Annotated in this window: 16 protein-coding genes; 12 read left to right on the top strand and 4 right to left on the bottom strand. The window is 67.1% G+C overall.

The genetic code is table 11. The annotated features are described in order from the left end of the window. Positions 1-34: 34 nt before the first annotated feature. Complete coding sequence (locus AB0E98_RS01515) at positions 35-1,237, bottom strand: acyltransferase (RefSeq protein WP_361697369.1); 1,203 nt, start codon at positions 1,235-1,237, stop codon at positions 35-37. 655 nt (positions 1,238-1,892) lie between these two features. Between AB0E98_RS01515 and AB0E98_RS01510 the strand changes: the two genes are divergently transcribed. Together AB0E98_RS01510 and AB0E98_RS01505 are read left to right on the top strand one after the other, a co-directional pair. Further along, positions 1,893-2,762: a PhzF family phenazine biosynthesis isomerase gene (locus AB0E98_RS01510; protein ID WP_361697367.1), complete on the top strand. Its 870-nt coding sequence runs from the start codon at positions 1,893-1,895 to the stop codon at positions 2,760-2,762. Between the two features lie 161 nt (positions 2,763-2,923). Then, positions 2,924-3,499, top strand: a complete 576-nt coding sequence (locus tag AB0E98_RS01505; RefSeq protein WP_361697365.1) for a hypothetical protein — start codon at positions 2,924-2,926, stop codon at positions 3,497-3,499. 342 nt (positions 3,500-3,841) lie between these two features. Here AB0E98_RS01505 and AB0E98_RS01500 read toward each other — a convergent pair whose 3' ends face one another. Then, entirely contained in the window at positions 3,842-4,114 is a 273-nt protein-coding gene (locus AB0E98_RS01500; protein WP_361697363.1) for a hypothetical protein, read from the bottom strand. 129 nt (positions 4,115-4,243) lie between these two features. Then, positions 4,244-8,218, bottom strand: coding sequence for a polymorphic toxin-type HINT domain-containing protein (locus AB0E98_RS01495; protein WP_361697361.1), 3,975 nt, complete (start codon positions 8,216-8,218; stop codon positions 4,244-4,246). Between the two features lie 344 nt (positions 8,219-8,562). On the opposite strand from AB0E98_RS01495, the gene AB0E98_RS01490 reads away from it, so the two are divergent. From AB0E98_RS01490 to AB0E98_RS01465, 6 genes are all read left to right on the top strand, one after another. Beyond that, the gene (locus tag AB0E98_RS01490; RefSeq protein ID WP_361697359.1) at positions 8,563-9,063 is read left to right on the top strand and encodes a hypothetical protein; all 501 of its coding nucleotides are present in this window, start codon (positions 8,563-8,565) and stop codon (positions 9,061-9,063) included. Between the two features lie 166 nt (positions 9,064-9,229). Beyond that, positions 9,230-10,780 (top strand): S1 family peptidase, encoded by a 1,551-nt coding sequence (locus AB0E98_RS01485; protein ID WP_361697357.1) that lies wholly within the window; start codon positions 9,230-9,232, stop codon positions 10,778-10,780. 90 nt (positions 10,781-10,870) lie between these two features. Then, entirely contained in the window at positions 10,871-12,781 is a 1,911-nt protein-coding gene (locus tag AB0E98_RS01480; RefSeq protein WP_361697355.1) for an FG-GAP-like repeat-containing protein, read from the top strand. 131 nt (positions 12,782-12,912) lie between these two features. Then, entirely contained in the window at positions 12,913-14,421 is a 1,509-nt protein-coding gene (locus AB0E98_RS01475; RefSeq protein ID WP_361697353.1) for an FG-GAP-like repeat-containing protein, read from the top strand. 279 nt (positions 14,422-14,700) lie between these two features. Beyond that, complete coding sequence (locus tag AB0E98_RS01470; RefSeq protein ID WP_361697351.1) at positions 14,701-16,605, top strand: GDSL-type esterase/lipase family protein; 1,905 nt, start codon at positions 14,701-14,703, stop codon at positions 16,603-16,605. 176 nt (positions 16,606-16,781) lie between these two features. Then, positions 16,782-18,770, top strand: coding sequence for an FG-GAP-like repeat-containing protein (locus tag AB0E98_RS01465; RefSeq protein WP_361697349.1), 1,989 nt, complete (start codon positions 16,782-16,784; stop codon positions 18,768-18,770). A 71-nt stretch (positions 18,771-18,841) separates the two neighbouring features. On the opposite strand, the gene AB0E98_RS01460 is transcribed toward AB0E98_RS01465, so the two are convergent. Further along, positions 18,842-20,035 carry an acyltransferase gene (locus AB0E98_RS01460; RefSeq protein WP_361697347.1) on the bottom strand — a complete coding sequence of 398 codons (1,194 nt, stop codon included), beginning with the start codon at positions 20,033-20,035 and terminating at the stop codon, positions 18,842-18,844. Positions 20,036-20,288: 253 nt separating this feature from the next. Here AB0E98_RS01460 and AB0E98_RS01455 point away from each other — a divergent pair, with 253 nt between their 5' ends. From AB0E98_RS01455 to AB0E98_RS01440, 4 genes are all read left to right on the top strand, one after another. Then, complete coding sequence (locus AB0E98_RS01455; RefSeq protein ID WP_361697345.1) at positions 20,289-21,170, top strand: VCBS repeat-containing protein; 882 nt, start codon at positions 20,289-20,291, stop codon at positions 21,168-21,170. Positions 21,171-21,973: 803 nt separating this feature from the next. Next, entirely contained in the window at positions 21,974-22,462 is a 489-nt protein-coding gene (locus AB0E98_RS01450; protein WP_361697343.1) for a hypothetical protein, read from the top strand. A 94-nt stretch (positions 22,463-22,556) separates the two neighbouring features. After that, positions 22,557-24,161 carry a S1 family peptidase gene (locus AB0E98_RS01445; protein ID WP_361697341.1) on the top strand — a complete coding sequence of 535 codons (1,605 nt, stop codon included), beginning with the start codon at positions 22,557-22,559 and terminating at the stop codon, positions 24,159-24,161. A gap of 102 nt (positions 24,162-24,263) precedes the next feature. Next, complete coding sequence (locus AB0E98_RS01440) at positions 24,264-25,823, top strand: FG-GAP-like repeat-containing protein (protein WP_361697339.1); 1,560 nt, start codon at positions 24,264-24,266, stop codon at positions 25,821-25,823. Positions 25,824-25,828: the final 5 nt, after the last annotated feature.

Raw genomic sequence — 25,828 nt, 5'->3', positions numbered from 1 at the left:
ACTGCTTGTGCTCGGCTACTGCTTTTTGACTTGGCTACTGCTTTTGCTCGGCCACTGCTTCCCGCTCGGCCGGTGCTTCCGCTCGGCGCTCGCCAGCGCTCATCGCATCCGGCCCGCTCCGCGGGTGCTGGGACATCGCGTGGACCAGGCCACGCTTGAGCCACCGCCCCACCGGGCGCTCCACAAACCGGTGGACGAGCCAGGAGAACACCAACATGCCCGCGATCACACCGCCGACCAGGGCGTACGCCGGCACTCGCGGGCCGAGGACGTGGAAGATCTCACGGCCGATGTTTTCGTGCAGGAGGTAGAGCGGGTAGGTCAGCGCACCCGCCGTCGGCAACCAGCGCCACTTGATCCAGGACAGCTTTCCGGTGGCGAGCAGCGCCATGACGCCGAAACACGCGGCGACGATGGGAATGACCGGCCAGAAGGGCACGACGTGCCCGATGTACTTGCCCGTGTTCTTCCATGTCGTGTGCGCGAAGGGCAGGCAGGCGAAGAAGCACATCAGGACGATGCCCGTGAGCATCAGGTTCGGCCGGAACCTGTACATGAGGTAGAAGGCGATTCCCGCGATGAAGTACCAGCTGTCGTCGGGCATGACCAGCAGCTGCAGTGCGCTGTCGTCCTGGTCGGCGAAGAAGAAGCTGGCGGTCGCCCAGACGCAGCAGAACACCACGAGCCGGTTATAGGTGAGGCCCTTCCACGCGACGATGGCGAAGAGCAGGTAGAAGCGCAGCTCGGCGAAGAGCGTCCAGTAGACGCCGTCGACGTGCGGAATTCCGAGAGGCTCCTGCAACATGGTCAGGTTGGTGAGTACCTCCACCAACGCCAGGGGCTTCTCCCCACCGGCCACCAGGGTGACGACCAGTGTCGTGACGATGACACCGAACCAGTAAGCGGGATAGAGGCGCACCACACGGGAGACGAAGAAGTCGCGCAGCGGCTTCCCCCAGCAGCTCATGCAGATGACGAAGCCGCTGATCAGGAAGAAGAGCTGCACCCCGAGCCAGCCGTACGCGGCGAAGGGAAAGACACGGGGGAACATGGCTTTGACATCGCCCGGCCATCCGCCGCCGAACGCCATGTAATGGTACGCGACCACGGCCAGGGCGGCGAAGAGCCGCAGTCCGTCCAGAGCGAGTATTCGCGCTGGACGACCGCTCTCGGCCACAGGCCGGACGTCACGCGGATCGTCGACCAGTGGCAGCGCCGATCCGATGTTGTGGGCCATTGCTCAATGTCTCCCGGGGATGTGGTGGAGATCGGTGCGCGATTCACGCGAAACGCGGGACGCCGAATCTTCTGCCGGACTCGGAGGCCATCGCGGAGGAGCCCACGAGCGGGCGTGCAGCGTCATCCACTTCATCCACTGGGGAGTGGCACGCGGGCCGAGTGCGCCGGCACTCAGGGGTTTCGGCGGCGTCGCGGTCAGTCAGCCTCGGTGAAAGGCGTGGAGGCGGGCGATGTCATGCAGCAGCCGCGTCCCGACGGGGGCACCGTCTGCGATGCGGGGGCCGGCCACGTCAATACGACCGTCACTCAGGACTGTCACCCCACGTAGCAAAGTCGCCACTGTCGGAGCATAGGCAAATCTCTCCGACACCTGCGATCCGCTCCTTGTGCTCACCCTTCTGCGTGCCTGGTGTGCCCGATGCGTGACCCGGCGCACCGCGTCCACCGAATTCATCGGCGGCGGCTTCCGGAGTCAGCCTCGTACACACTCCCTCATCAGGCCACAGGTTCATATGCTAAATGATCGTTCCGAATCGTTACCGGCGGTAAGGATTCGGGCACCCGAGAGTGGCCGAGCCCCGACGACCCCGGCCTCACCCCGGAGATGAAGAGCGCGCGGAATAACGGGGCCGGAAGGGGAAGTTGACCTGCCCATGAAGAAGACGATCACCCCCGACAACGGCGACGTCCTCCGCTACACGGCCTTCTCCTCGGACCCCGCCGGCGGCAACCCCGCCGGGGTCGTCCTGGACGCATCAGCCCTGGACGACACGGCACGACTGGCCGTCGCGGCCGGGCTCGGCTACAGCGAGACGGCCTTCCTGACGGCACCGCCGGAAGGGCTGGGCGAGCCGGGACGCGCGTTCACGCTGCGTTTCTTCAGCCCGCTGGAGGAGGTGTCGTTCTGCGGCCACGCGACGGTGGCGACGGCGGTCGCGCTGGCGGAACGGAGGGGTCCGGGCGAGTTCGTCTTCGCGACGGCGGTGGGAACGGTGCCGGTGGAGGTGGACGTACGACTCCGGGCGACACTGACGAGTGTGACCCCGCACACAGAGGAGGCCCCGGAGGCGTCCCTGGCCGAAGCCCTGGCGGCCCTGAACTGGCAGCCGGCGGACCTGGACCCGGCCTTCCCGATCCGCATCGCGTACGCGGGAGCACGCCACCTGATCCTGGCAGCGGCCACGCGAGAGCGACTGTCGGACCTGGACTACGACTTCGACCGCCTGGCGACGCTGATGCGCGCCCACGACCTGACGACGGTCCAGTTGGTCTGGCGGGAGAGCGAGACGGTCTTCCACGTACGGGACCCGTTCCCGGTGGGCGGCGTCGTGGAGGACCCGGCGACGGGCGCGGCGGCGGCAGCGCTGGGCGCGTACTTGCAGGAGTACGGGCTGGTGGGCGAGGCTGCCCGGCTCACCCTCCACCAGGGCGTGGACATGGGACGGCCGGGACTGCTGGGAATTGAGCTGCGGGAGGGCGACCGGAGGGTGAGGGTGACGGGAACGGCGACACGAATCGCCTGAAGAACCGCCGCACGGCTTCGGGGGCGCCCGGAAACGACGCGCGCCCCCAACCGACCCCGCTCCACCCCTGAACGGCCAATTCCGGGTGTACGGTCCGGATGCGCGGGGGCGGGATGAGGCACCCGGAACGAGACGGCAGCGATTCCGAGGGGGACGGCGACGTGAGCCCGGACGGAGACCCACCTCCACCACCATCGCACTCACCCTTCTGGCGCCGCGTCTGGACGTACTGGGTGACGGGCGGCCTGGCGGTGGTACTGGCGGCGGTGATCCCGGTCCTGCTCCAAAAGGGCCCCTTCGCCCCGAACAAGCCAACCCCGACGGCCTCCCCCACGACCCCGGCACCCCCGCGCACAGACCTCAACACAACACCCCCACGCACCGCACCGCCCGCACCCCCCACCCAGTCCCCCGTCACCGCCAGGATCACCGGCATCGCCCCCCTGGGCGCGGTGACCCCGACGGTGACCAAGGTCCAGGTGACCATGACCTGGACGGGCCTCAAGGGCCGCTCGGGCTACATCAAGTGGCACACGTACAACGACGCCACCAAGCTCTCCATGAGCGACGACAGCACCATCAGCACCCCGGCCCTCAACTGGGACAGCACGGACTGGAAGCCCACGTTCATAGTCCCCACGCCGGCGGTCCACTGGCAGCTACAGGTGACGGCATACGCGCCGGACGGGTCACAACTGACTTCGGGGCACTCGAACTTCGTGTTTAACGGGCCGTAGTCCCTAGCAGAACGGGGCATCGACTCCGAAGAGTCGACACCCCGAACCGCTAGGCCACGTAGATGTCGCGGTCGACTGAAACCCTTAGAAGGAAGTACCACACCTTCCAATCCGGACCAAGTTCCTTTGCTAGCCGCCAAGCGAGATCTTCATCGGATCCGGACAAAGGTAAGCCCCTCCTTCCCCGGGGAAAACACAGACGGCGCCGGATCATCCATCACCAGGAATCCGTCAAATTCAGCGGCCCAGCCGTACAAGCTCTGAGCCAGGTCGACCGCAGCCCCCAGACTAGGGGCACTCAGCGATACATCACCCATGGCCGACGATGGCGATGAATACACCTCACCGCCGATCAGCAATCCAAGGCGAGAGGACGGAAGTAAACTCTTCATCAGAGATCTGCACGCCCCCCCATCCAAACCCCTTCCATGCCTGCGCGCGCTGCAGGACCGACAATGGAATATCAAATGCAAGACGGAAGGAGGCAATAAAGGAAATGACGCCGAAGTTCGACCCTAGCTTCTCTCTGGAGAGCAATGCGAGCCCGATCGCGTCAGCCCCTTCGGCGCGAGCTTCTCTCAATTTACGTACGGTTTCTTCCAGGGAAATACCCATCTCGCCCTCAGCCCTAACTTCTCTTCGCCTAAGCAGAGCACACTACACGAAGCCAAGATGGACCCGCATTTTTAGATGCGGGCCCATCCGGCCATTTAGCTTCGTCTCACAAATCCGGTGAGTCAATCCTTACCGGAAGACCGCACCAACCTCCGTGTATTCTCCCGGCATGCCTCGAAGTTCAGTTATCTCCACACGGCCCGAAAAGCCAGCCCTTTGGGACATCTTGCCGGTAAACGTGGCCCTCGCCGCATCCTCAAGCGATGCACCGTTTCGTATGGCCGCGTTGAAGGAGTTCAGGTTGTCGCTGAGCGTCCCACCATTCTGCCAGTAGGCCTTAACGCCCTTCGCCTTATCGCCGAAATGAGCAAGAGCGGAGTTGAACATCTCACTACCTCGGGGGGTATCCGGGCCAGAATTGATCACAAACGAGACGAGTCCGTCACTGTCGAGGTCGGCGATGACTCCACGGCCACTCGGCGCCACATCCATGTACGACGGACAATCGATGTTGTGAACCAGGACCGGTGCCCCGCCCGCCAGCACGTAGTACGTGTGGAGGTCGTTAACGGTGAGGTTGTAGGCGGGGGCGAGTCCGGTCCAGTGGCGGACGCTGCCGATCTGCGCCGTACCACCGTCAGGGGTGCGGAGAGTGTCCTGCGGGGTGAGGTCGACCGCGTTCTTCCACTGCTTGTCGTTCTCGGCCCAGAAGGGGTGGTGGTCCGTAGTGGTAAGGGAGCCGCCGCCGTTGTTCTGGTCGAGGGTGATTTCGGTGAAGTCACGGTCGTCAGGGGTGTAGATCGTGGCATCGACGCGGCGCGGGCCGGTGGCCCCAGTCTCCGGGTCGGTGGCCAGAACCTGGTCACCGAGCTCAACCTGCTCGATTGGACGGGTAGTCCCATTGGCCATCAGGACAGGGGTGCCGGCCGGGAAGCTGTGCTTCCGGACCGGGCACGTGCCCAATTCTCGTGCCCGTCGTGTGCCCTTGGCGACCTCCTCAACCCCCTCGGCCCCCTTCTTCAGCAACTTGATCTTGCCTATGGGGAGCACGCCAGCGGCAGCCATGGTGCAACCAACGAAGGTAGGGTCCTTGATGCACCGTTCGATGTCGGCACCGCCGGAAAGTTCCCAGGCGGCCTTGCCGACGAGCTTGGCAAGCTCGGGGTCGGGCTTGGCAAGCTCGAGCTCGTACTTGTCCTGTGCGAAGGCGCACGGCGGCAGGCTGTCCCGGTTGTACGGGACGATGCAGGTCTTCTTCTTTTTCTTTTCCGCCTCGGCCTGCTGCTTCTGCTGTTCTGCAGCCAGGCGCTTTGCTTCGGCGATCTCCGCTTCACGCTTGCGCTTGACATCAGCCCAGGCCTGCCCAGCAGCTGCCTCAGCCTCATCCTTGCTCTTACCCGCCGCGATCGCGGAGACGCGGGCCTGCGAGGCGGCGTCATCCGCCCTCGTGGCGGATTCACGGGCGTAATCGGCGGAGAACTCGGCTTGTGCCGCAGAGGCCTCGGCGTCGTCGGCATCGCGGTCGGCGGCAGCAGCGGCGTTGCGTGCGGTGGCTGCGGACTGGCTTGCCTGGGCAGAGCTTGCGGCTGCGGCGTCGGCAGACCTCTGGGCGTCAGCCGCATAACCCTTGGCAGCTTCTGCGGACTTCTTGGCCTCGCCGGCGGCGACGGCTGCTTCCGTAGATGCCTTGTTGGCATTTGCTGCGGCTTCGGCGGCACGCCAGCGGTTGGCCTGCGCCTTGGCGGCAATGATCTGGCCCTCGGCCAGAAGTCGCTCGATCCCGGCGCGGTGGTGGGCGGTCAGGCCGTCCTTACGGGCAGCCATGTACTGACCGACGGCAATAAATTCGTGCAGCTTCGCCGGAGGACCGGCCAAGGCAGCCTTAGCAGCGGCCTTGACCTCGTCACCACTGTCAGCATTGCTGATGAGCTTGGAGGCGATGACCTCTTCGTCCGTCACGCGGGCGGAGTACTGGCCGATCTCGAGGAACGTGGCCAGGGCCTTGCCGGTGCCATTGGCCAGAGCCGCCTTGGAGGCGTCCTTGACGCTGATTCCACCCTTGTTGTTGATCTTGGAGGCGGCGACGGCGAGGTCGTCCTCACCGGCGGCGTACTGGCCAGTGGTGTAGAACGCCGCGATCTGCTCAGGGGTTCCCTTGAGCGCCTCGGCAGCGCCCTGCCGGATCGACGGGTAAGGGCTGTTCACACTGAGCTGGAGGACCTTGTCGCGCGTCTCCTCCAGCCCCGCCTTCTTCCAGCCATCGCGCAGATACTCCAGCACATCGGCGTCCGAACCGCCGAGCGCGGTGGTGGCAGCCTGCTGATGCCAGGGACCGCGGAGCTTGAGGGCATCCAGGGCGAGCTTGCGGCCCTTGGTAGCGATAGCTGTGACGTCCGCGTTCGGCTTGGCTGCCTCGGTGGCCAGGGCCTCAGCCGTGGTGTCCAAGGCACGCGCGTCACGAGCGACAGTCGCAGAAGCCGAGATCAGCTTGTCATCCCGAGCCTTCTGCGAACGAGCCCGCTCCAGGGCGGCCGCGGCGCGCGAGGCGAGTTCCTGGGTCTCGACATCAAGGGCGACCTGGTGGACATTCTTGGCCGTATTTACAGCAGTGGTCGCGGAGTCAGCAGCGACCTTTGCCGCGTCGGCCCACTTACGGGCCTTGGCGGCATAGTCAGCGCTCTGACCGGCGTACTTCGCCGCCAGTTCGGCGGCATCAGCAGCCTTGTCCGCATGGTCGGCAGCAGAGATCGCCGCCGCACGGGCCGCGTAAGCCTGCTGGGCCGCGCGCCGCGCCAAAGCGGTGGCATTAGCTGCGGCCTGGTTGGCGGCATTGGCAAAGCGCCGTGCCTCAGCCGCAGCTTCACGAGCCTCGGCAGAGTAGACACCAGCAGCCTCGGCATACTGGTTGGCTTCCTCTGCGGAATCAGCAGCCGCGTTGGCATTGGCGCCGGCGCTGCGGGAGGCGTCAGCCGCAACAGCGGCTGCGTCCGACGCCATACCAGCGGCCTGTGCGGCTTCGGCGGAGGCGCGGGTAAGCGCCCCCACGTTACGGGCGACGACCGCTGCCAGCTTGGCCGCCTCGGCCTTGCTCGCATCCCCGGCCGCAGCGATCGCCGCGTTATAAGCGTCCTCAGCAGCGTTCGCCGCCGCAGCAGCGGCATTTGCGGTCTGCGCCGCAGCAATCGCAGCGGTACGCGCGGCCCGATTCGCGGCACTGGACGCGCTGATCGCCTCCTGAGCCGCAGCAGCCGCAGCACGCGCGGACGCGGCAGCCTGCTGAGCCTTATAAGCCGCGCGGTTCGAGTCCTTGCGAGCCGCCTCAGTCTCCCGAGCGGCCTTCGCCGCGGCCTCCTTCGCCAGATTCGAGGCAGCGACCGCACGAGCCGAGGCATCCTCGGACTTCTTAGTGGCCACCTCGGCCTGAACACCGGCCTGCTTGGCCTGCTCAGTCAGCTGCGCCACCGTCGCATGTTCCTGATCGCGGTTACGGGCAACATACTGCCCCACCTCCAGGAACTCCGTAATATCGTCAGCAGACCCCTGCAGCGCAACCTTTCCGGCAGCCTTCATATTCGGGCCACCGGAATTGATCAGCTTGGAAACCTCGACCTCGTTATCGGTCTCCCGCGCCTCGTACTGTCCCGTCTCCAAGAACTTCGCGACAGCATCGGGGCCGGACTTGAGCGCGGCCTTACCGGCCTCCTTGACACCCGGCCCACCGAAGTTGATGACACGCGAGGCCTCAACCTCACGGTCCTCCTGCAACGGCTTCTGCCAGCCACTGCTCAGATACGCGCGCAAGTCCTCTGGGGTCCCCTGCAACGCCTTCTTCGTCGCCTCGCGCACGGCAGTGCCACCGGTGTTGAAAATCCGGCTCGCGTCGACGTAATCGTCGTCGTACTCGATCGCCTTAGCCTCGCCGAGGAACTTGCGAATGTCCTCGTCAGAGCCCAAAAGCGCCCGCTCGGCCGCCTCACGGATGCCCGGACCGCCGTACTGCAAAAAGGTGACGACTCGAGGTCGGCTCTCGGAACCCAGGGAGCCCTCGGGCTCGTCCTGCGCGGACGCAGGCGTGGTCCCCAACAACCCTGCCGTCAATGCCAAGGACAGCACAACGCTACTTCGTCCTCGACCCGCTCTTGCCTTAACACGGGATGAGTTTTCGGAATTTTGCATTCCGAAAAAGAGTGTTCGCCGTTTCATACGGCGCTACCCCCTCGCTCGATGTGGTCTATCGCGCGTTGCGGACGTCAAAGCGAGACGTAGCACCAGGCCGCCGTTCCCTGTCGGTCGGCGCCTCCTGACCGGCCCTCAATGCCTGGAGAGCGGCCGTCACTCCCTGACCGTCACACAACAGCCGCAGGGGATGATCTTACCTATGTTTTACTACGGGATGATTCGCGAGTGCATCAGCGCACTCTCGCGCTCACACCCTCCGGAGGGAACCCGTGGCGATCACTCGTGCCCGCAAGGCACTCTTCACCGGCATCGTCGGCTCGGCCATGGCTGTCGCCGCCTTCACCACTCTGGGTATCGCTCACGCCGACCCGCAGCCCCCGGCGACCGCAGACGCCGACATGCCGTTCGCCGTTGAGACCTTCGCCTACCCCGGCGCCGCCCAGATCCAGCAGAACCAGCAGATTCTCCTCAAGCGCGGCGACGGAAACATCACCCTCGCCACCTGCGACGGCACCAACGCCATCCAGGTCAAGTCCCGCACCGGCCAGAAGATGTACTGCTTCAACGTCCGCGGCTCCAAGGGATGGGTCACCCTGCAGCTCAACGACTCCTTCGGCATGTGGACCAAGGACCACCCGGTCAAGGCCACCATCAGCACCGCCGACAAGGAAACCGTCGTCAACGCCCCCGCGAACGACTACCAGCCCCTCGGCGAAGCCGGTGACATCTCCCAGCGCTCCATGCTCGTCGAGCTCCGCGTCACCAGCTGATCGCAGCACATCCGACAGTTTTTCGATCGCAAACGACTTGCCGAGGGGGCCTCGGGTCGACCACCCGACTCCGGCATTTGTGATCACCTTGAGGGGAAAGACTATGACTCACAAGCGTTCACGCACAGCGTGGACGAGAGGACTCGTCGCGACCGGTACTGCTGCCGTGACCGCTGTTCTCTCCATAGCGTCAGCACAGGCCGTCGAAGGCGCGCCTGCCAAGGACTCGTTCCAATTCGCGGTCAAGCTCGACATCGGCAACGGTGAGCGCAGCTGCACTGCCGCTCTGGTCGAGTCGCAGTGGCTTGTCACGGCAGCAAGCTGCTTCGCCGACAGCCCCGCGCAGAGCTTCAAGGTTGCCGCCGGTGCACCCAAGCTGACGACCACCGCCATCATCGGCCGTACCGACCTGACGCGTGACACCGGTAGCGTCATGAAGGTCGTCGAGCTCGTGCCGCGCGAGGACCGTGACCTGGTCATGGCCAAGCTCGAAAAGCCGGTGACCGGGATCGCCCCGGTAAACCTGGGCTTCAATGCTCCGTCGCAAGGCGAGGACGTCTTCGTCAGCGGCTACGGCCGTACCAAGGACGAGTGGGTACCGAACCGCCTGCACTACGGCCAGTTCACCGTGGGCACCGCCAAAAACGGCTCGGTGAACCTCACCGGCAAGTCCGACAACGCCGTCGTCTGCGAGGGCGACACCGGCGGCCCTGCCTTCCGCGACATCGACGGCCGCTACGAGCTCGTCGGCATCAACAGCCGTTCCTGGATGGGTGGCTGCCGCGGTCACGAGGATGAGACCCGCAAGGGTGCCCTCGACTCGCGCACCGACGACATCGCCGGCTGGATCCAGTCCGTCTCCTCGCGCGACCTGCTCAAGCGCTCGAACTGGAAGTACGCCAAGCACATCGCCTCCGGCTACTTCACCGGCGACCCGGCCGGCAACAGCAAGCGTCGCATGGACCTCTTCGTCGCCTGGGAAGACGGCGAGGCCAGCCTCTTCAAGGGCGCCGACCACGACGACCCGAAGTACCCCTTCTCCGCCGAGTACAAGCTCGAGAGCAAGGGCAGCTACTGGAAGAACGCCGAAGCCGTCACCGCCGGCCGTTACAGCGACAGCGGCACCGACGGCCTGACCGTCCGCTGGGCCAACGGCAAGCTCTCCACCTACACCCACGTCGACGAGAAGGGCTTCCACGAGGAGAAGACCCTCGCCGAGCCCGGCTCCTGGTGGTCGCACGCCCGCCTGATCACCTCCGGCCGCTTCTCCGCCAACGCCCTCCGTGACGACCTCCTCGTCCTCTGGGAGGACGGCTCCACGTCGATGTACACCGACACCGGTGTCAACGGCGTGAAGAAGGAAACCCAGCTCACGCTGAAGAACGACGGCTTCAAGAACGCCGTCCAGATCAACGCCGGCGAGTTCACCGGCGGCAAGACCGCCGACCTGCTGATCCGCTGGAAGGACGGCCAGACCCAGATCTTCCCCACCGGTGACACCAAGGGCGACCACGGCCGCGTCCAGCTCACGCCCGCCGGTTACCACTGGACGCACGCCGCCCAGATCACCGTCGGCAACTTCACCAAGCCCGGCGGCCCCCTCAACGACATCCTGGTTCGTTGGGACACCACCGACCTGAGCTACTACCCGGGCGTCAACCCGAGCGGCATCCCCTCCAACCGGGGTCCGCTCGGCGAGGTCCAGCTCGTCGGCTGAGCCGACGCATAAACACCTGTTCACCGGAGGCGTCGGGGCCGACCGCCCGGCGCCTCCGGGCTTTTGTGATCAACCCCCCGGGGGAAAAGCATGTCCATCAAACAATCACGTGCCACGTGGACGAGAGGGCTCGTCGCGACCGGCGCGGCCGCCGCGGCCGTCCTGAGCACGACCCCCGCCCAGGCCGTCGAGGGAGCGACCGCCAAGGACTCGTTCCAGTTCACGGCCAAGCTCGACATCGGCGGCGAGCGCAGCTGCAGCGCGGCGCTCGTCGACGAGCAGTGGCTGATCACCGCGGCCAGCTGCTTCGCCGAGAACCCCGCTGAGGACTTCAAGGTCCCGGCGGGCGCGCCGAGGCTGAAGACCACCGCCACCATCGGCCGTACCGACCTCACCCGGGACAACGGTGCCGTGCTCGACGTCGTGGAGCTCGTGCCGCGCGCGGACCGTGACGTGGTGCTGGCCAGGCTGGCCAAGCCGGTGGCCGGTGTGACCCCGGTGGCGATCGCGGGCAACGCCCCGATCCAGGGTGAGGAACTGCGCGTCAGCGGCTACGGCCGCGCGAAGGACGAGTGGATCCCGGACCGTCTGCACTACGCGTCCTTCACCGTCGGCTCGGTCAAGGGGGCCTCCCTCGGCCTCAACGGCAAGGAAGCCGACGCTGTCATCTGCCAGGGCGACACCGGCGGCCCCGCCTTCCGCGACGTCGGCGGTCGTCAGGAGCTCGTCGGCGTCAACAGCCGTTCCTGGCAGGGCGGTTGCCTCGGCACCGACCCGGCCGAGACCCGCAAGGGCGCGGTCGATACCCGTGTCGACGACCTCGGCGGCTGGATCCTGCAGGTCCGCTCGCTGCCCAAGCGATTCGTGACCGCCAGCGGCGACTTCGACGGTGACGGCAAGGCCGACCTGGCCATGCTCACCGACTACGGCCAGACGCCCGACGGCCGCTCCCGGTCGGCTCTGTGGGTCTACACCGCCAGTGGTGAAGGTTTCGGCGGACCGCGCTCTGTCTGGGACAGCGGCACGGACAGCTGGCGCTGGGAGGCCAGCAAGCTGACCACCGGCGACTTCAACGGCGACGGCAAGACCGACCTCGCCGTCCTCTACAACTACGGTACCGAGGGCGGGCGGACGCGGTCCGGCCTGTTCACGTTCACCAACCAGGGGACGCGTTTCGACGCTCCGAAGAAGGTCTGGGACAGCTCCACCAGCTCCTGGAAGAGCTGGAACTGGGACGCCAGCAAGCTCGCCTCCGGTGACTTCAACGGCGACGGCAAGACCGACCTCGCCGTCCTCTACAACTACGGCAAGGGCGCGGACGGCCGCAACGGCAGCGCTCTGCTGACGTTCTCGAGCAACGGGAACGGTGTCGACGAGCCGCGCAAGGTCTGGGACAGCTCCACCAGCGTCCTGAAGAGCTGGAACTGGGACACCAGCAAGCTCGCCTCCGGTGACTTCAACGGCGACGGCAAGACCGACCTCGCCGTCCTCTACGCCTACGACAACGTCGACAGCCGCAACCGCACCGCGCTGTGGTTCACGGCCAACGACAAGAACGGCTTCAACGAGCCGCGCAAGGTCTGGGACAGCTCCACCTGGAAGAACGGCAAGGACAGCTGGAGCTGGGATGCCAGCAAGCTGGCCTCCGGTGACTTCAACGGCGACGGCAAGACCGACCTCGCCGTCCTCTACAACTACGGCGCGGACACCGGCCGCAACCGCACCGGCCTGTGGGTCTTCGACGGCAGCAAGGACGGCTTCGGTGAGCCCCGCAAGGTCTGGGACACCGCGACGTGGATGAACGGCAAGGAGAGCTGGAACTGGGCTTCCAGCGAGCCCATCGCCGGCGACTTCAACGGCGACGGCAAGGCCGACCTGACCGTCACCTACGACTACGGCCTGAACAAGGCCGGACGCGCCCAGATCGGTCTGTGGTCGTTCGCGAGCAAGGGCGACGCGTTCGCGGACCCGCGTCGGGTCTGGGACAACGGGCTGGACTAGTCCGGTACCGGCACTCCGAACGGCGACTCCAGCACGTCGGCTGAGTCACCTCGCATCACGGGGCCGCCCCTCCAACCAGGGGCGGCCCTTCCCATTTCACAGGCCACGCAAATTCCCAGGAGTGTTCCTACATGTTTGACAAGCGTTCGCGCACCGCGTGGACAAGAGGGCTCGTCGCTACCGGCGCGGCCGCCGCCGCCGTCCTGAGCACGACCCCCGCCCAGGCCGTCGAGGGAGCGACCGCCAAGGACTCGTTCCAGTTCACGGCCAAGCTCGACATCGGCGGCGAGCGCAGCTGTTCCGCCGCACTCGTCGACGAACAGTGGCTGATCACCGCGGCCAGCTGCTTCGCCGACAATCCCGCGCAAGACGTCAAGATCGCGGCGGGCGCGCCGAAGCTGAAGACCACCGCCACCATCGGCCGTACCGACCTCACCCGGGACAACGGCGCCGTGCTCGACGTCGTGCAGCTCGTCCCGCGCGAGGACCGTGACGTGGTGCTGGCCAGGCTGGCCAAGCCGATGACCGGAGTCACCCCGGCGGCGATCGCCGCCGGCGCCCCGATCCAGGGCGAGGAACTGCGCGTCACCGGCTACGGCCGTACGAAGAACGAGTGGGTACCCGACACCCTCCACTACGCGTCCTTCACCGTCGGTTCCGTCAAGGACACCTCGATCGGACTCGCCGGCAAGTCGGCCGACGCCGTCATCTGCCAGGGCGACACCGGTGGCCCCGCCTTCCGCGACGTCGGCGGCCGCCAGGAGCTCGTCGGCGTCAACAGCCGTTCCTGGCAGGGCGGCTGCCTCGGCAATGAGTCCGAAACCCGCAAGGGCGCCGTCGACACCCGCGTCGACGACCTCGGCGACTGGATCGCGGGCACCACGAGTCGTCTGCCTCTCGACCAGACCATCGTGGCCGCCGGGGACTACAACGGCGACGGCGTGACGGACCTGTACACCCTCAGCGGGTCTCGCGAGCTCTCGGTATGGGCGGGCAAGAAGGCCGGACGTTTCGCCGCCCCCCGGTCTCTGACCGGCGACTGGTCCTACACCGAGACGGTCAGCGCGGACTTCGACGGGGACGGGGTCACCGACCTCATCGCCCGTGACGCGAAGAACAACCTGTACCGCTGGCCGGGCAACAAGAACGGCGTCTTCGGGCGCCCGGTGCCGGTTACGACCAACAACTGGGTCTACACCCAGATGGTGGCCGGTGACTTCAACGGGGACGGCAAGGCCGACCTCATCGCGATGGGCGGTGACAAGACGCTCTGGATGTGGTCCGGCAAGGGTGACGGCACCTTCAGCGCCGGGAAGGAGGTCACCACCAAGAACTGGTTCTACACGCAGACTGTGGCCGCCGACTTCAACGGCGATGGTGTCACCGACCTCATCGCCCGTGACGCCAACAAGAACCTGCTTCGGTGGAACGGCAACAAGAACGGCGCCTTCAGCGGTGCCAGCACCCTGACCTCCGGCGACTGGAACTACATCCAGACCACCGCCGGTGACTTCAACGGCGACGGCAAGGCCGACCTCATCGCCAAGGACGAGGGCGCTGCGGCTCCCTACATGTGGCTGTGGAACGGCCGTGGTAACGGGCTGTTCGCCGCCAAGGTCAAGCTTTCCGAAGGCTTGTAAGGATCATCATCCGGAGGGGGCGTCGGCACACCTGCCGACGCCCCCTCCGGCCGTGCACCCGTTCGTCCGCCCTCATGGAAGGAGACAGCCCGCATGGCATGCTCTCGTGCCGCCCACAGCGGGGTTCGACGATCTCGCTGGAGATCCGCTGCCGTCACCGCCATCGCGCCGACCGCCGCGCTTGCCCTTGCCTTCGCGACACTTACGACGGCAGCCGCGGAGGCCGCTCCCCGTACAGGCCCCGCTACCCCCGCCTGGACCAGGACCTGGGGTACGGCCATGAACACCGCCGCGCCCGCGGAATGGCCCGCGCCTCCCGGCAAGGACGAGTCCGGGCGATCCGGCTCGCAGGTGCGCGGTCGCCAGACCCTGCGGATGATCGTGCACACCAGCATCGCCGGCACCACCACCCGCATTCACCTGGTCAACACCTTCAGCCAGGAACCGGTGGCCATCGGGCACGCCACCATCGCCCACAGGGCCAAGGGCGGTGCGGCCTCCGGCCAGCCCGTCTCCCTGACCTTCGGTGGTGGTCATCAGAGCACCGTTCTCGAGCCCGGCGGCAGCGTCTACAGCGACCCGATCGCGTTCGCGGTCAAGGCCGACGAAGAACTCCTGGTCAGCATCCACCTGCCGCAGCCCGTCGCCACGGCCCCGTTCCACGAGCACACGCTGACGACCTCCTACACGTCCACGCCCGGCGACGCCACGGACCGCAGCGCCGAGACCGGCGAGGGCAGCTTCCGGCCGGACTTTCCCTACTGGGCCTTCCTCGACGGTATCGACGTCATGGCACCGAACAGCGGAGGAACCACTGTCCTCCTCGGGGATTCGCAGACCTCCGGCGGCCACACCACGCCCAACACGAACCGCCGTTGGCCCGACGCGTACGGGCGCGCCCTCCAGGCTCGTGACAAGCCCATGGGCGTCGTCAATGCCGGGATATCGGGGAACTCCCTGCTGTCGGATCACCCTGACTACGGCCAGAGCGCGCTCAACCGTTTCGACCGAGACGTCCTCGCGCAGCCCAATGTGAAGTCCGTGATCCTTTACGAAGGCATCAACGACATCTCCAACGGCGCCTCCGCCACAGATCTCATCGACGGAATCCACCGACTGGCCGCCCGCGCCCGAACCGCGGGCATCGACTTCACCGCGGCCACGATTCCGCCCTTCCGGGGTTACCGGCCCTACAGCGCGGCCAAGGAGCAGGTCCGCCGGCAGGTCAACGAGTACATCCGCACCACCCGCGACATCGACTCGTACGTGGACTTCGACCAGGCCACGCGCGACCCGCTGGATCCGACCAGGCTGTACGCCGCCTACTACAACCGGGGCGACGACCGTCTGCACTTCGGTGACAACGGAAGCCAGGTCCTCTCCGACGCCGTCGTCCCCGCCCCGGCTCCCGCTCGAGTGCCCTCGCGTTTCGATCAGACGACGGTCGCGGACTTCACCGGCGACGGCATCCCCGACGTCATCGCACGTGACAAGAACGACGAGAAGGCGCCTCTCTACCACTACACCGGCAACAGTGATGTCGATCAGAAAAGCGCCGGTGACGGCACCTTCGCTCTGGACAAGCCGCTGACCGACGGCTGGCACTACACCCAGACCACGGCCGGTGACTTCACCGGCGACGGTAAGCCCGACATCGTCGCCAAGGGCGCGGACGACGTCCTCTACCTCTGGCCCGGCGAAGGCAATGGAAGATTCGGCGGCAAGAGGAAGCTGCGCGGCGGTTGGCATTACACCCAGACCGCGGCGGGCGATTTCACCGGCGACGGCACGGCCGATCTCATCGCCCGCGACGCCGACGGCAGTCTCCGCTTCTGGACGGGGGACGGCCACGGCGGAATCGACGAGGGTGTGCACCAGACGCGCGGCTGGGACTTCACCCAGACCACCGTCGCCGACTTCACCGGCGACGGCAAACCCGACATCGTCGCCAAGGGCGCGGACGACGTCCTCTACCTCTGGCCCGGCGAAGGCGGCCGCGATTTCGGTCGGAAGCAGAAGCTGGTCGACGACTGGCGGTATTCCGAAACCGCCGCTCTCCCCTTCCGCGCGGGCGGTATCGCTCACCTCATCGGCAGGAGCGATACGACGGGCGTGCTGCACGAGCGGCTCAACCTGGGCAACGGAACGTTCAGCTCCCCGCTCCGTCTCATGGGCGGCTGGTGATCCCACCCCAACCACAAGGGGCGTGAGCTCATGGCATGCTCACGCCCTCGTGCATGCCGCCGTCACACGGCCCACAGTTCAACGAGGAGACAGCATTCATGGCAGGCCACCGCCGTGCGCGGCGCAGGGCTCGGGCCCGGCGGTCACGCTGGAGACTTCCCCTGACCGTGAGCGTCGTGGCCGCCGTGATCGTGGGCCTGGTCTGGTCGGTCACGGCGGTGCTCGGTGGGTCCGGAAGTGCCGGCATCAAGGCCGCCCCCAAGGAGAAGCCGACCCCTCCCGCCTGGACCCGGACCTGGGGTACCGCCATGGCCACGGCCTCGTCTCCCGCACAGACCAAAGTGACCGGTCAGCAGACGCTGCGCATGGTCGTGCACACCAGCATCGCCGGCCCCGCCACCCGTATCCACCTGGTCAATACCTTCGGCAAGGATCCGGTCACCATCGGGCACGCCACCATCGCCCGCCAGGCGAGCGGTGCCACGACGACGGCGGCGCCGGTTCCCCTCAGCTTCGGCGGCAGCACGAATACCGTGATCGCGCCCGGCGGGAGCGTCTACAGTGACCCGGTCGCGTTCCCGGTGAGGGCCGACGAGAACCTACTGGTCAGCATCCATCTCCCTGATCCCGTGAGCGCGGCCCCGTTTCACGAGTACGCGCTGACGACCTCCTACATGTCCATGCCGGGGGACACGGCCGACCGGACCATGGAGACGGCGGACTCCGGCTTCATCGTCAAGTTCCCCCACTGGGCCTTTCTCAGTGGCGTGGACGTCATGGCGAGGAGCGGTGGAACGGTCGTCCTCCTCGGGGATTCGCAGACCGACGGCGGCCACACCACCGTCGACGGCAACCGCCGCTGGCCCGACGCGTACGGGCGCGCCCTGCAGATCCGTGACAAGCCCATGGGCGTCGTCAACGCAGGGATATCCGCGAACCGCGTGCTCACCGACGGCAACCCCGCCGAGTACGGCCAGAGCGCGCTCAATCGCTTCGACCGCGATGTCCTGGGCCAGCCCAATGTGAAGGCCGTCGTCCTCTACGAAGGCATCAACGACATCGCGTTCGGCAACGCGACCGCTCGGGACCTCATCTCCGGGATCCGGCAGCTCGCGACCCGCGCCCGCTCGGCGGGGCTCGGGTTCACCGTGGCCACCATCCCCCCGTTCAAGGGCTTCAAGGCGTACAGCCCGGCGAAGGACAAGGTGCGGCAGGAGGTGAACGACTACATACGCTCCACCCACGACATCGACGCGTATGTGGACTTCGACGTGGCGACGCGAGACCCGCTGAACCCCACGCGGCTCTTCGCCGCCTATTACAGCCGCGGTGACGACCGCCTGCACTTCGGCGACAACGGAAGTCAGGCGCTCTCGGATGTCGTGACTCCCGCCCGTTCCCTCGCTCCCCTCACCCCCTGGCCCACCCAGACGGTCGTCGCGGACTTCACGGGGGACGGCATCCCCGACCTGGTGGCCCGCGCCGTCGGCGGCGAGCTCCAGCTCAGGCCCGGTAACAAGGACATCGACGACAGCAGCCGAGGCGACGGCACCTTCGGCACCCCGAAGACGGTCGTGCATGGCTGGGACTACACCCAGACCGCGGCAGGGGACTTCACCGGGGACGGCGAGGCCGACCTCATCGCCCGCGACAGTGCCGGAAACCTCCAGCTCTTCGCGGGCAACGGCAACGGCACCTTCGCCCCACCGAAGAAGGTGCTCAGCGGCTGGGCCTCCACCCAGACCACGGCAGCCGATGTCACGGGGGATGGCATTCCCGACCTCATCGCCCGCGACAGCGACGGCGATCTGCGTCTCTGGCCCGGTAGCCGCAAAGCCGGCTTCGAGCCTGCTCGGCTCCTCCTCAAGGGGTGGAAGTTCGCCCAGGCCACGGCGGGCGACTTCACCGGCGACGGCAAGCCCGACCTCATCGCCAAGGACAGCGTCGGAAACCTCCAGCTCCTCACCGGCAACGGCAACGGCACCTTCGCCCCACCGAAGAAGGTGCTCAGCGGCTGGGCCTGCGCCGAGACCACCGGGTTCGGTCTCCGCACGGGTGGTATCGCCCATCTCCTCGGCAGGAACGAGGAGACGGGCGTTCTCACCGAACTGCTGAACACGGGAAGGGCCGAGTTCAACCAGCCACTCCGGCTCACGGACGGCTGACGGCGGCCAGGCCCGCTGACAGGGAAAGGGCTCACCGGAGAGATTCCGGGGAGCCCTTTCGACGAGGAGAGTCAGGAGCGCTGGAATGCTCCAGCGGGCTCCTCCCGCTGGACAGGTACTGCGGGAGGAGCCTGCCGGTGCTCGACGACCGGCGGGTCGGAGTGCTTGCGCAGGTCGGTCATGGCCCTCTTCATCGCCTTGCCCAGCCACTTGCTGACGGGCTGCTCGACGAAGCGGTGGACGAGCCAGGAGAGCAGGAGCATCGCGGCGACCACGCCGAGGACGAGCGGCAGCGCGGACACACGGTTGCGGAAGTGGTGCAGGACGGTCAGGCCGATGGCCTGGTGAAGGAGGTAGAGCGGGTAGGTCATGGCACCCGCGGTCGTCAGCCAACGCCACTGGATGCGGTTGAACCAGCCGAGCGCGAGCATCGTCATGAACAGGAACGCGGCCGCGATGATCAGCTGGGCCGGCCAGACGTGGATCGCGTGGTGAACGTTCGTGGTGTCGTAGCCGAGGCGGAGGACACGGCGGGACACCTGGAGTTCGGCGAGCAGGAACGAGATCAGCACGATGCCGCCGAGCAGCAGGTTCGGCCCGAAGCGGTAGACGAGGTAGAGGGCGATGCCGGCGACGAAGTACGGGGTGAAGTTGGGCTCCGTCCACATGAGGAGGACGTCGTTCGGCGCTACCTGGGCGACAAGGCTCGCCACCGTCCAGAGGCCACAGAAGAGCACACACCGGCGGTAGGTCAGCCCACGGCTGATCACGACGGCGAACAGCAAGTAGAACTTCATCTCGACGAACAGCGTCCAGTAGACGCCGTCCACGCTGCGGACGCCGACTCCCTCCTGCAGCATGGTGAAGTTCACCGCGACCTGGGTCCAGTTCTGGACGTGCCGGACCTCGGGGAAGAGGGATATGACCGCCACGGCGAGGATCAACGCGGCCCAGTAGGCGGGGTAGAGGCGCGTGACACGGGACACCACGAAGTCGCCCAGCTTCTTCCCCCAGCTGCTCATGCAGATCACGAAGCCGCTGATCAGGAAGAACACCTCAACACCGAGCCAGGTGTACTGCGTGACCCTGTGCAGCTGCGGGAACAGCTTGATCGCGGGCTGGGCCCAGGCGTCGTTCGACGCGGTGTAGTGGCAGAACACCACCATCAGGGCGGCGACGAGCCGCAGTCCGTCAAGGACCGCCAGGCGCGGCCGCTTCTGCGCCCGTTTTTCAGTGCTTCCTGACTGGATGAGATTTTCGGGCACGTGTGGTCGCAATTCTCGTAAGGGTCCGGCGAGGCCGCAGCGAAAAACCGGACAACCCCTAACCGTCCGGCTGGTATGGTAATTTTACCGGACGACCTGGCTGTCGTTTGCGCGGATCCGCCACGCAATCAAACAAGCTGTGCGGTTTCTGACGTTTATACCATTCACACACGATCGGGAGATGCCGGGGCTGCGCCGACCGCGCGGACCGCCTCCGGTCACCGCTTCAACGATTCCCCGGGGGGATCTGTCCATGTTCCGCAAGATCACCAGCACCGCGTCGGCCGCACGGCTTCTCGCGGCGGGTATCGCCATCGGCTCGCTCGTGAGCGCCGCTCCGGCGCAAGCCGCCGAGGCCCCGCGCGTCGAACTCACCGAGCAGATCGTCGCAGTGGGGGACTACGACAGCGACGGGATCACGGATCTCTTCGTCCTGGTTCCGGCCGACCCGGACAGCTGGCTCCCTTCCGAGAACCTGGCGGTGATGAAGGGCCGGAAGGACGGCACGTTCGGCAGCCCGGTCAGCCTTGGGCTCCAGCGAGACCTCCATGTCGAGGCCGGCGCGGACTTCAACGGTGACGGTCTCGCCGATCTGCTCGTCGGCGACGCCAAGGGTGGCCTCACCCTCCTGGCCGGCGGCAAGGGCGGTGCCTTCGGCCCCGGGCGGCAGATCATCAGCGATTGGAAGCACATCCAGACCACGGCCGGCGACTTCAACGGCGACGGCAAGGCCGACTTCGTCGCCGTGGACCCCGACTCCCGCGCCGTCCTCCTGTGGAAGGGCAACGGCGACGGCACCTTCGCGCAGCCCGAGAAGGTGGCCGACGGCTGGCGCTTCACCCACGCCACGGCGGCCGACGTCAACGGCGACGGCGTCGCCGATCTGCTGGGGCAGGACCACCACGCGGAGGACAAGCTCTACATCGCCACCGGCAACAAGACCGGTGCCTTCAGCGCCCCCAAGGCGCTGCTGAGCAACTGGAACTTCGAGGGTGCCGTGGCGGGCGACTTCAACGGTGACGGCAAGGCCGACATCATCGCCAAGCCCTACATGAGCGTCCAGCCCAAGCAGATCTGGCTGGGCAACGGCGACGGCACCTTCGGGCAGCCCACCGTCGTGACTTACCACTCGTAGGCCACCCACCAACACACGATGCCCTCCGGCCCGCACAGCGGGCCGGAGGGCATCGGCTTTCGGGTAAGCCGGTCACTCCCCCGTCAGACGGTCATCCCATGCCGTCGTCCACGCGGGACGCAGTCGCCCGCCTCCTCGTAGGCGAACCGCTCACTCCTCACCCTCCGGCCTCCAAGCAGACCGCCGCCGTCGATTCCAATGGCGACGGCATTCCCGATTCTCATCGGCCGCGGCACCAACGGCGGCCCGCACTTCTGGCCCGGTAACCGGAAAGCCGCCTTCTGGACCGCTCGGCTCGTTCTCAAAAGGTGGAGTTTCACCCCGGCAATCCCAAAAGGTGCGCGAAAACCCGACGTACACCGAGCCCACCACGTGCGGTCTCCGCGCCGGTTGTACCGCCCACCCCCTCGGCAAGAACGAGGGGACGGGCGTGCTCCATGGGTGGCTCAACACGGGGAAGCCTAGTTCATCCCCCGGTCCGGCACACCCGGGAGTTAAGGCGGTCAGGGGCCCGGCGCGGTACGCGGCGGGCCCCTGGCATCCGCGCCAAAAACGGAATCTGTGATTTCGCATCGGAGCCCTCAATTCAGCTTCTGAACACACCGATCCAGGTGATATCAATAGGGCGCCGGTCCAGCGCAGGGGGAGCAACGCGCCGTCAGGCCGGGCATGTCGATCGGGGGGTCGGAACCAACCATCCTGGTTTCCTTGCCGGACAGGCACGTGCGCGGTATTCACGCACGCACGTTTTTTATCGTAAGCCAAACGCTTTCTTAGCGAATTCATTGCAAAGGCAAGGAACAATGAAGGCTGTTTCCCGCGTGCTGACCACCGCCGTCCTGGCGAGCACCGTCGCGATCACCGGCGCCAACGCCGCGATGGCCGCCGACACCCCGCCGCCCATCGTCGAGGACTTCGAGTACCCGCAGGCGGACAAGATCTTCCAGGAGCGCGGCATCAAGCTGAAGAGCGGTGACGGGCACATCATGCTCGCCACCTGCGACAGCGCCCCGGGCCTGATCGAGGTCTACTCGCGCGGCATGCAGGAGCGCGACAAGGTCGGCCAGGGCAAGTTCTGCTTCAAGGTCAACGGCCCCACCGGCTACCTGAGCCTGGAGCTGCCGACCGTCTACGGCGCCAAGGGCAACGACTACGCGGTCAAGGTCAACATGGTGACCACCAACGAGTCGAAGTCCTTCAACCTCGACAAGAACAAGTGGACGGCCGTCGGCGAGACCGCCGACCCGCAGGGCCGCGAGTTCACGCTGCTCGAGATCGTCGCGAAGAAGTAACCCGCCGCGTTCTCCAGCCGGTGGCGCGCCGGGCGCGCGCCACCGGCTGTTCCTCAAGGCCATCCCTCACGGTTCGTCTCGTAAGGAAAGCAACATGTCTGGCAAGGGTCCGCGCGCCGCGTGGATAGCAGGGCTCATCGCCGGTTCCGTCGCGACCGGTGCTTTCACGGCCGTACCCGCCCAGGCCGTCGTCGGTGACGCGGCCAAGGACGGGCAGTACACGTCCACCGCGAAGATCAGCATTGGCAACAGAGCCTGTACCGGCACCCTGGTGGAGAGCCAGTGGGTGCTCACGGCCGCGAGCTGCTTCGCGGACGACCCCTCGCAGGGCTTCCGCATCACCGCCGGCGCCCCCAAACAGCAGACCGTCGTGACCGTCGGCCGTACCGACCTCACGGGGACGGCCGGCGCCACGGTCGACGCCGTCGAGCTCGTGCCCCGTGGCGACCGCGACCTGGTCATGGTCAAGCTCGCCAAGCCGGTCACCGGTGTCGCCCCGGCCGCCGTGAGCTCCACCGCGCCCCGGCAGGGCGAGGACCTGCGGGCCGCCGGGTTCGGTCGTACGAAGGACGAGTGGGCCCCCACCCGGCTGAACACCGCCGCCTTCGGCGCCGGTGCCGTCGCGGCCACCACCGTCGGCCTCACCGCCAAGACCCCCTCCGACGCCGCCCTCTGCAAGGGCGACATGGGCGGCCCGGTCCTCCGCGAGGCCAACGGCACCGCCGAGGTCGTCGCCGTCGCCACCGCCTCCTGGCAGAACGGCTGCTGGGGCACCGACGGCACCGAGACCCGCACCGGCGCCGTCGCCACCCGCGTCGACGACGTGGCCGACTGGGTCCAGCAGACGTACGCCCGGACACTGCTGGCGCGGCGCGGCTGGGGCAACGCCGCGCACCTGGCGTCGGGCTACTTCACCGGCGAGCCCACCGGCAAGCGCCGGATGGACCTGTTCGTCGCGTGGAAGGACGGCTCCGCCAGCCTCTTCCAGGGCGCCGACTACGACAACCCGAAGTACCCCTTCACCCGCGAGATCCAGCTCGAAGGCGCCGGCAGCTACTGGAAGTACGCCGACGCGGTGACGGCCGGTCGTTACAGCGACAGCGGTACCGACGGTCTGACCGTCCGCTGGGCCGGCGGCAAGCTCTCCACCTACACCCACGTCGACGAGAAGGGCTTCCACGAGGAGAAGACCCTCGCCGAGCCCGGCTCCTGGTGGTCCCACGCCCGCCTGATCACCTCCGGCCGCTTCTCCGCCAACGCCCTGCGCGACGACCTCCTCGTCCTCTGGGAGGACGGCTCCACGTCGATGTACACCGACACCGGTGTCAACGGCGTGAAGAAGGAAACCCAGCTCACGCTGAAGAACGACGGTTTCAAGACCGCCGTCCAGATCAACGCCGGCGAGTTCACCGGCGGCAAGACCGCCGACCTGCTGATCCGCTGGAGCGACGGCCAGACCCAGATCTTCCCCGGCGGCGACACCAAGAACGACCAAAGCCGTATCCAGGTCACCCCGGTCGGCTACCACTGGACCCACGCCGCGCAGATCACCGTCGGCAACTTCACCAAGCCCGCCGGCCCCCTCAACGACATCCTCGTCCGCTGGGACACCACCGACCTCAGCTACTACCCGAACGTGACCCCCGGCGCCATCCCCTCCACCCGGGGCCCGCTCGGCGAGGTCCAGCTCGTCGGCTGAGTCCAGCCCCGTCCCGTCAAAGCCGTTGACGCCGTTAGCCCGTTAACCCGTCAATGCCGTTCCACATGCCCTGACTGACCCAGGGCATTTTCAGGAGCACAGTTGTCTCAGACATCCCGGAAGCGTTCACACACCGCGTGGACGACCGTAGCCCTCGCCACCGCCGTCGCCGCCGGCGCCCTGACCGCCGCCACCCCGGCGAGCGCCGTCGTCGGTGACACCGCCAAGGACGGGCAGTACGCGTTCACCGCGAAGCTCGACATCGGCGATGGGAAGCGCGCCTGCACGGGTGCGCTGGTCGACCCGATCTGGGTGCTCACCGCCGCGTCCTGCTTCGCCGACGCGAGCGGCAACGTCACCCCCGGCGTGCCCGCGCTGAAGGCGACGGTCACCGTCGGCCGTACGGACCTCGGGAGCACGGCCGGCACCGTGACCGAGGCCGCCGAGGTCGTCCCGCGCACCGATCGTGACCTGGTCGCGGTCCGGCTCGCGAAGCCCGTCACCGGTGTCGTCCCCGTCCAGGTGTCGACCGCCCAGCCCCGGCAGGGCGAGGACCTGCGCGTCACCGGCTACGGCCGCACCAAGGACGAGTGGGCGCCCACCCGCCTGAACACCGCCGTCTTCGGCGCCGGCACCGTGGACGCCAAGACCATCGGCCTCGCCCCCAAGGCCCCCGCCGACGCCTCGCTCTGCCAGGGCGACATGGGCAGCCCGGTCCTCCGTGAGACGAACGGCACGGTCGAGCTCGCCGGCGTCGCCACCGGCTCCTGGAAGAAGGGCTGTTGGGGCGGCGACGACGCCGAGACCCGCACCGGCGCCGTCGCCGCCCGCGTCGACGACACCAACAGCTGGGTCCAGCAGCTGCGCCTGTTCAACAAACTCGACCAGTTCACCGGCGTCATGACCTCCGCCGACTTCAACGGCGACGGCCGCGCCGACGTCGCCGCCGTGCTCAGGGACGGTTCGCTGGTGGCCTACTACGCGGGCGCCGACGGCACCCTCGAATACGGTCGCGAGCTTTGGTACGACAAGTCCTGGGGCGGCAAGCAGCAGATCATCGCCGGTGACTTCAACGGCGACGGCCGCCCCGACATCGCCGCGGTGGCCGAGGACGGCTCTCTGCACCTCTACGCGGGACAGGCCGACGGCAAGCTCGCGGCTGCCAAGAAGATGTGGACCGACACCTCCTGGGGCAAGATGGCCAACATCGCCCGCTACCGGGGGGACGGCTGGCAGCGCGACGGCCTGATCGCCATCTGGGGCGACAAGTCGCTGTTCGCCTACCCGGCCGGAGCCGACGGCGTGCTGACCGGCAAGAAGACCGAGATGTGGCGCGACAAGTCCTGGAGCAAGAACTTCATCGTCACCGGTGACTTCAACGGCGACGGGCGGGACGACATCGTCGCCGGCGCCAACGACGGCTCGCTGCAGCTGTACGCCGGCAACGGCAAGGGCTCCTTCGACAACGCCCGTTCCATGTGGCGCGACAAGTCCTGGGGCAGCATGCAGAACGTCCTCAGCGGCGACTTCGACGGCGACGGCAAGGCCGACCTCCTCGCCCGCTGGGCCCGCTCGATCGTCGGCCCGGGCAAGGTCTATCTCTACGCGGGCGACGGCACGGGCAAACTCGCCGACGCCCGCGACGCCTGGCCCAACCGCTGACGGCA

This window comes from Streptomyces sp. NPDC037389 (assembly GCF_040636475.1).
GTDB lineage: Bacteria > Actinomycetota > Actinomycetes > Streptomycetales > Streptomycetaceae > Streptomyces > Streptomyces hesseae.
This window is presented reverse-complemented; position numbering and strand designations above follow the sequence as displayed.

Excerpts from the sequence above, each read along its gene's own strand:
- AB0E98_RS01515 (WP_361697369.1), bottom strand. The coding sequence starts at position 1,237 with ATGGCCCACAACATCGGATCGGCGCTGCCACTGGTCGACGATCCGCGT.
- AB0E98_RS01510 (WP_361697367.1), top strand. The coding sequence starts at position 1,893 with ATGAAGAAGACGATCACCCCCGACAACGGCGACGTCCTCCGCTACACG.
- AB0E98_RS01500 (WP_361697363.1), bottom strand. The coding sequence starts at position 4,114 with ATGGGTATTTCCCTGGAAGAAACCGTACGTAAATTGAGAGAAGCTCGC.
- AB0E98_RS01480 (WP_361697355.1), top strand. The coding sequence starts at position 10,871 with ATGTCCATCAAACAATCACGTGCCACGTGGACGAGAGGGCTCGTCGCG.
- AB0E98_RS01475 (WP_361697353.1), top strand. The coding sequence starts at position 12,913 with ATGTTTGACAAGCGTTCGCGCACCGCGTGGACAAGAGGGCTCGTCGCT.
- AB0E98_RS01470 (WP_361697351.1), top strand. The coding sequence starts at position 14,701 with ATGAACACCGCCGCGCCCGCGGAATGGCCCGCGCCTCCCGGCAAGGAC.
- AB0E98_RS01455 (WP_361697345.1), top strand. The coding sequence starts at position 20,289 with ATGTTCCGCAAGATCACCAGCACCGCGTCGGCCGCACGGCTTCTCGCG.
- AB0E98_RS01450 (WP_361697343.1), top strand. The coding sequence starts at position 21,974 with ATGAAGGCTGTTTCCCGCGTGCTGACCACCGCCGTCCTGGCGAGCACC.
- AB0E98_RS01445 (WP_361697341.1), top strand. The coding sequence starts at position 22,557 with ATGTCTGGCAAGGGTCCGCGCGCCGCGTGGATAGCAGGGCTCATCGCC.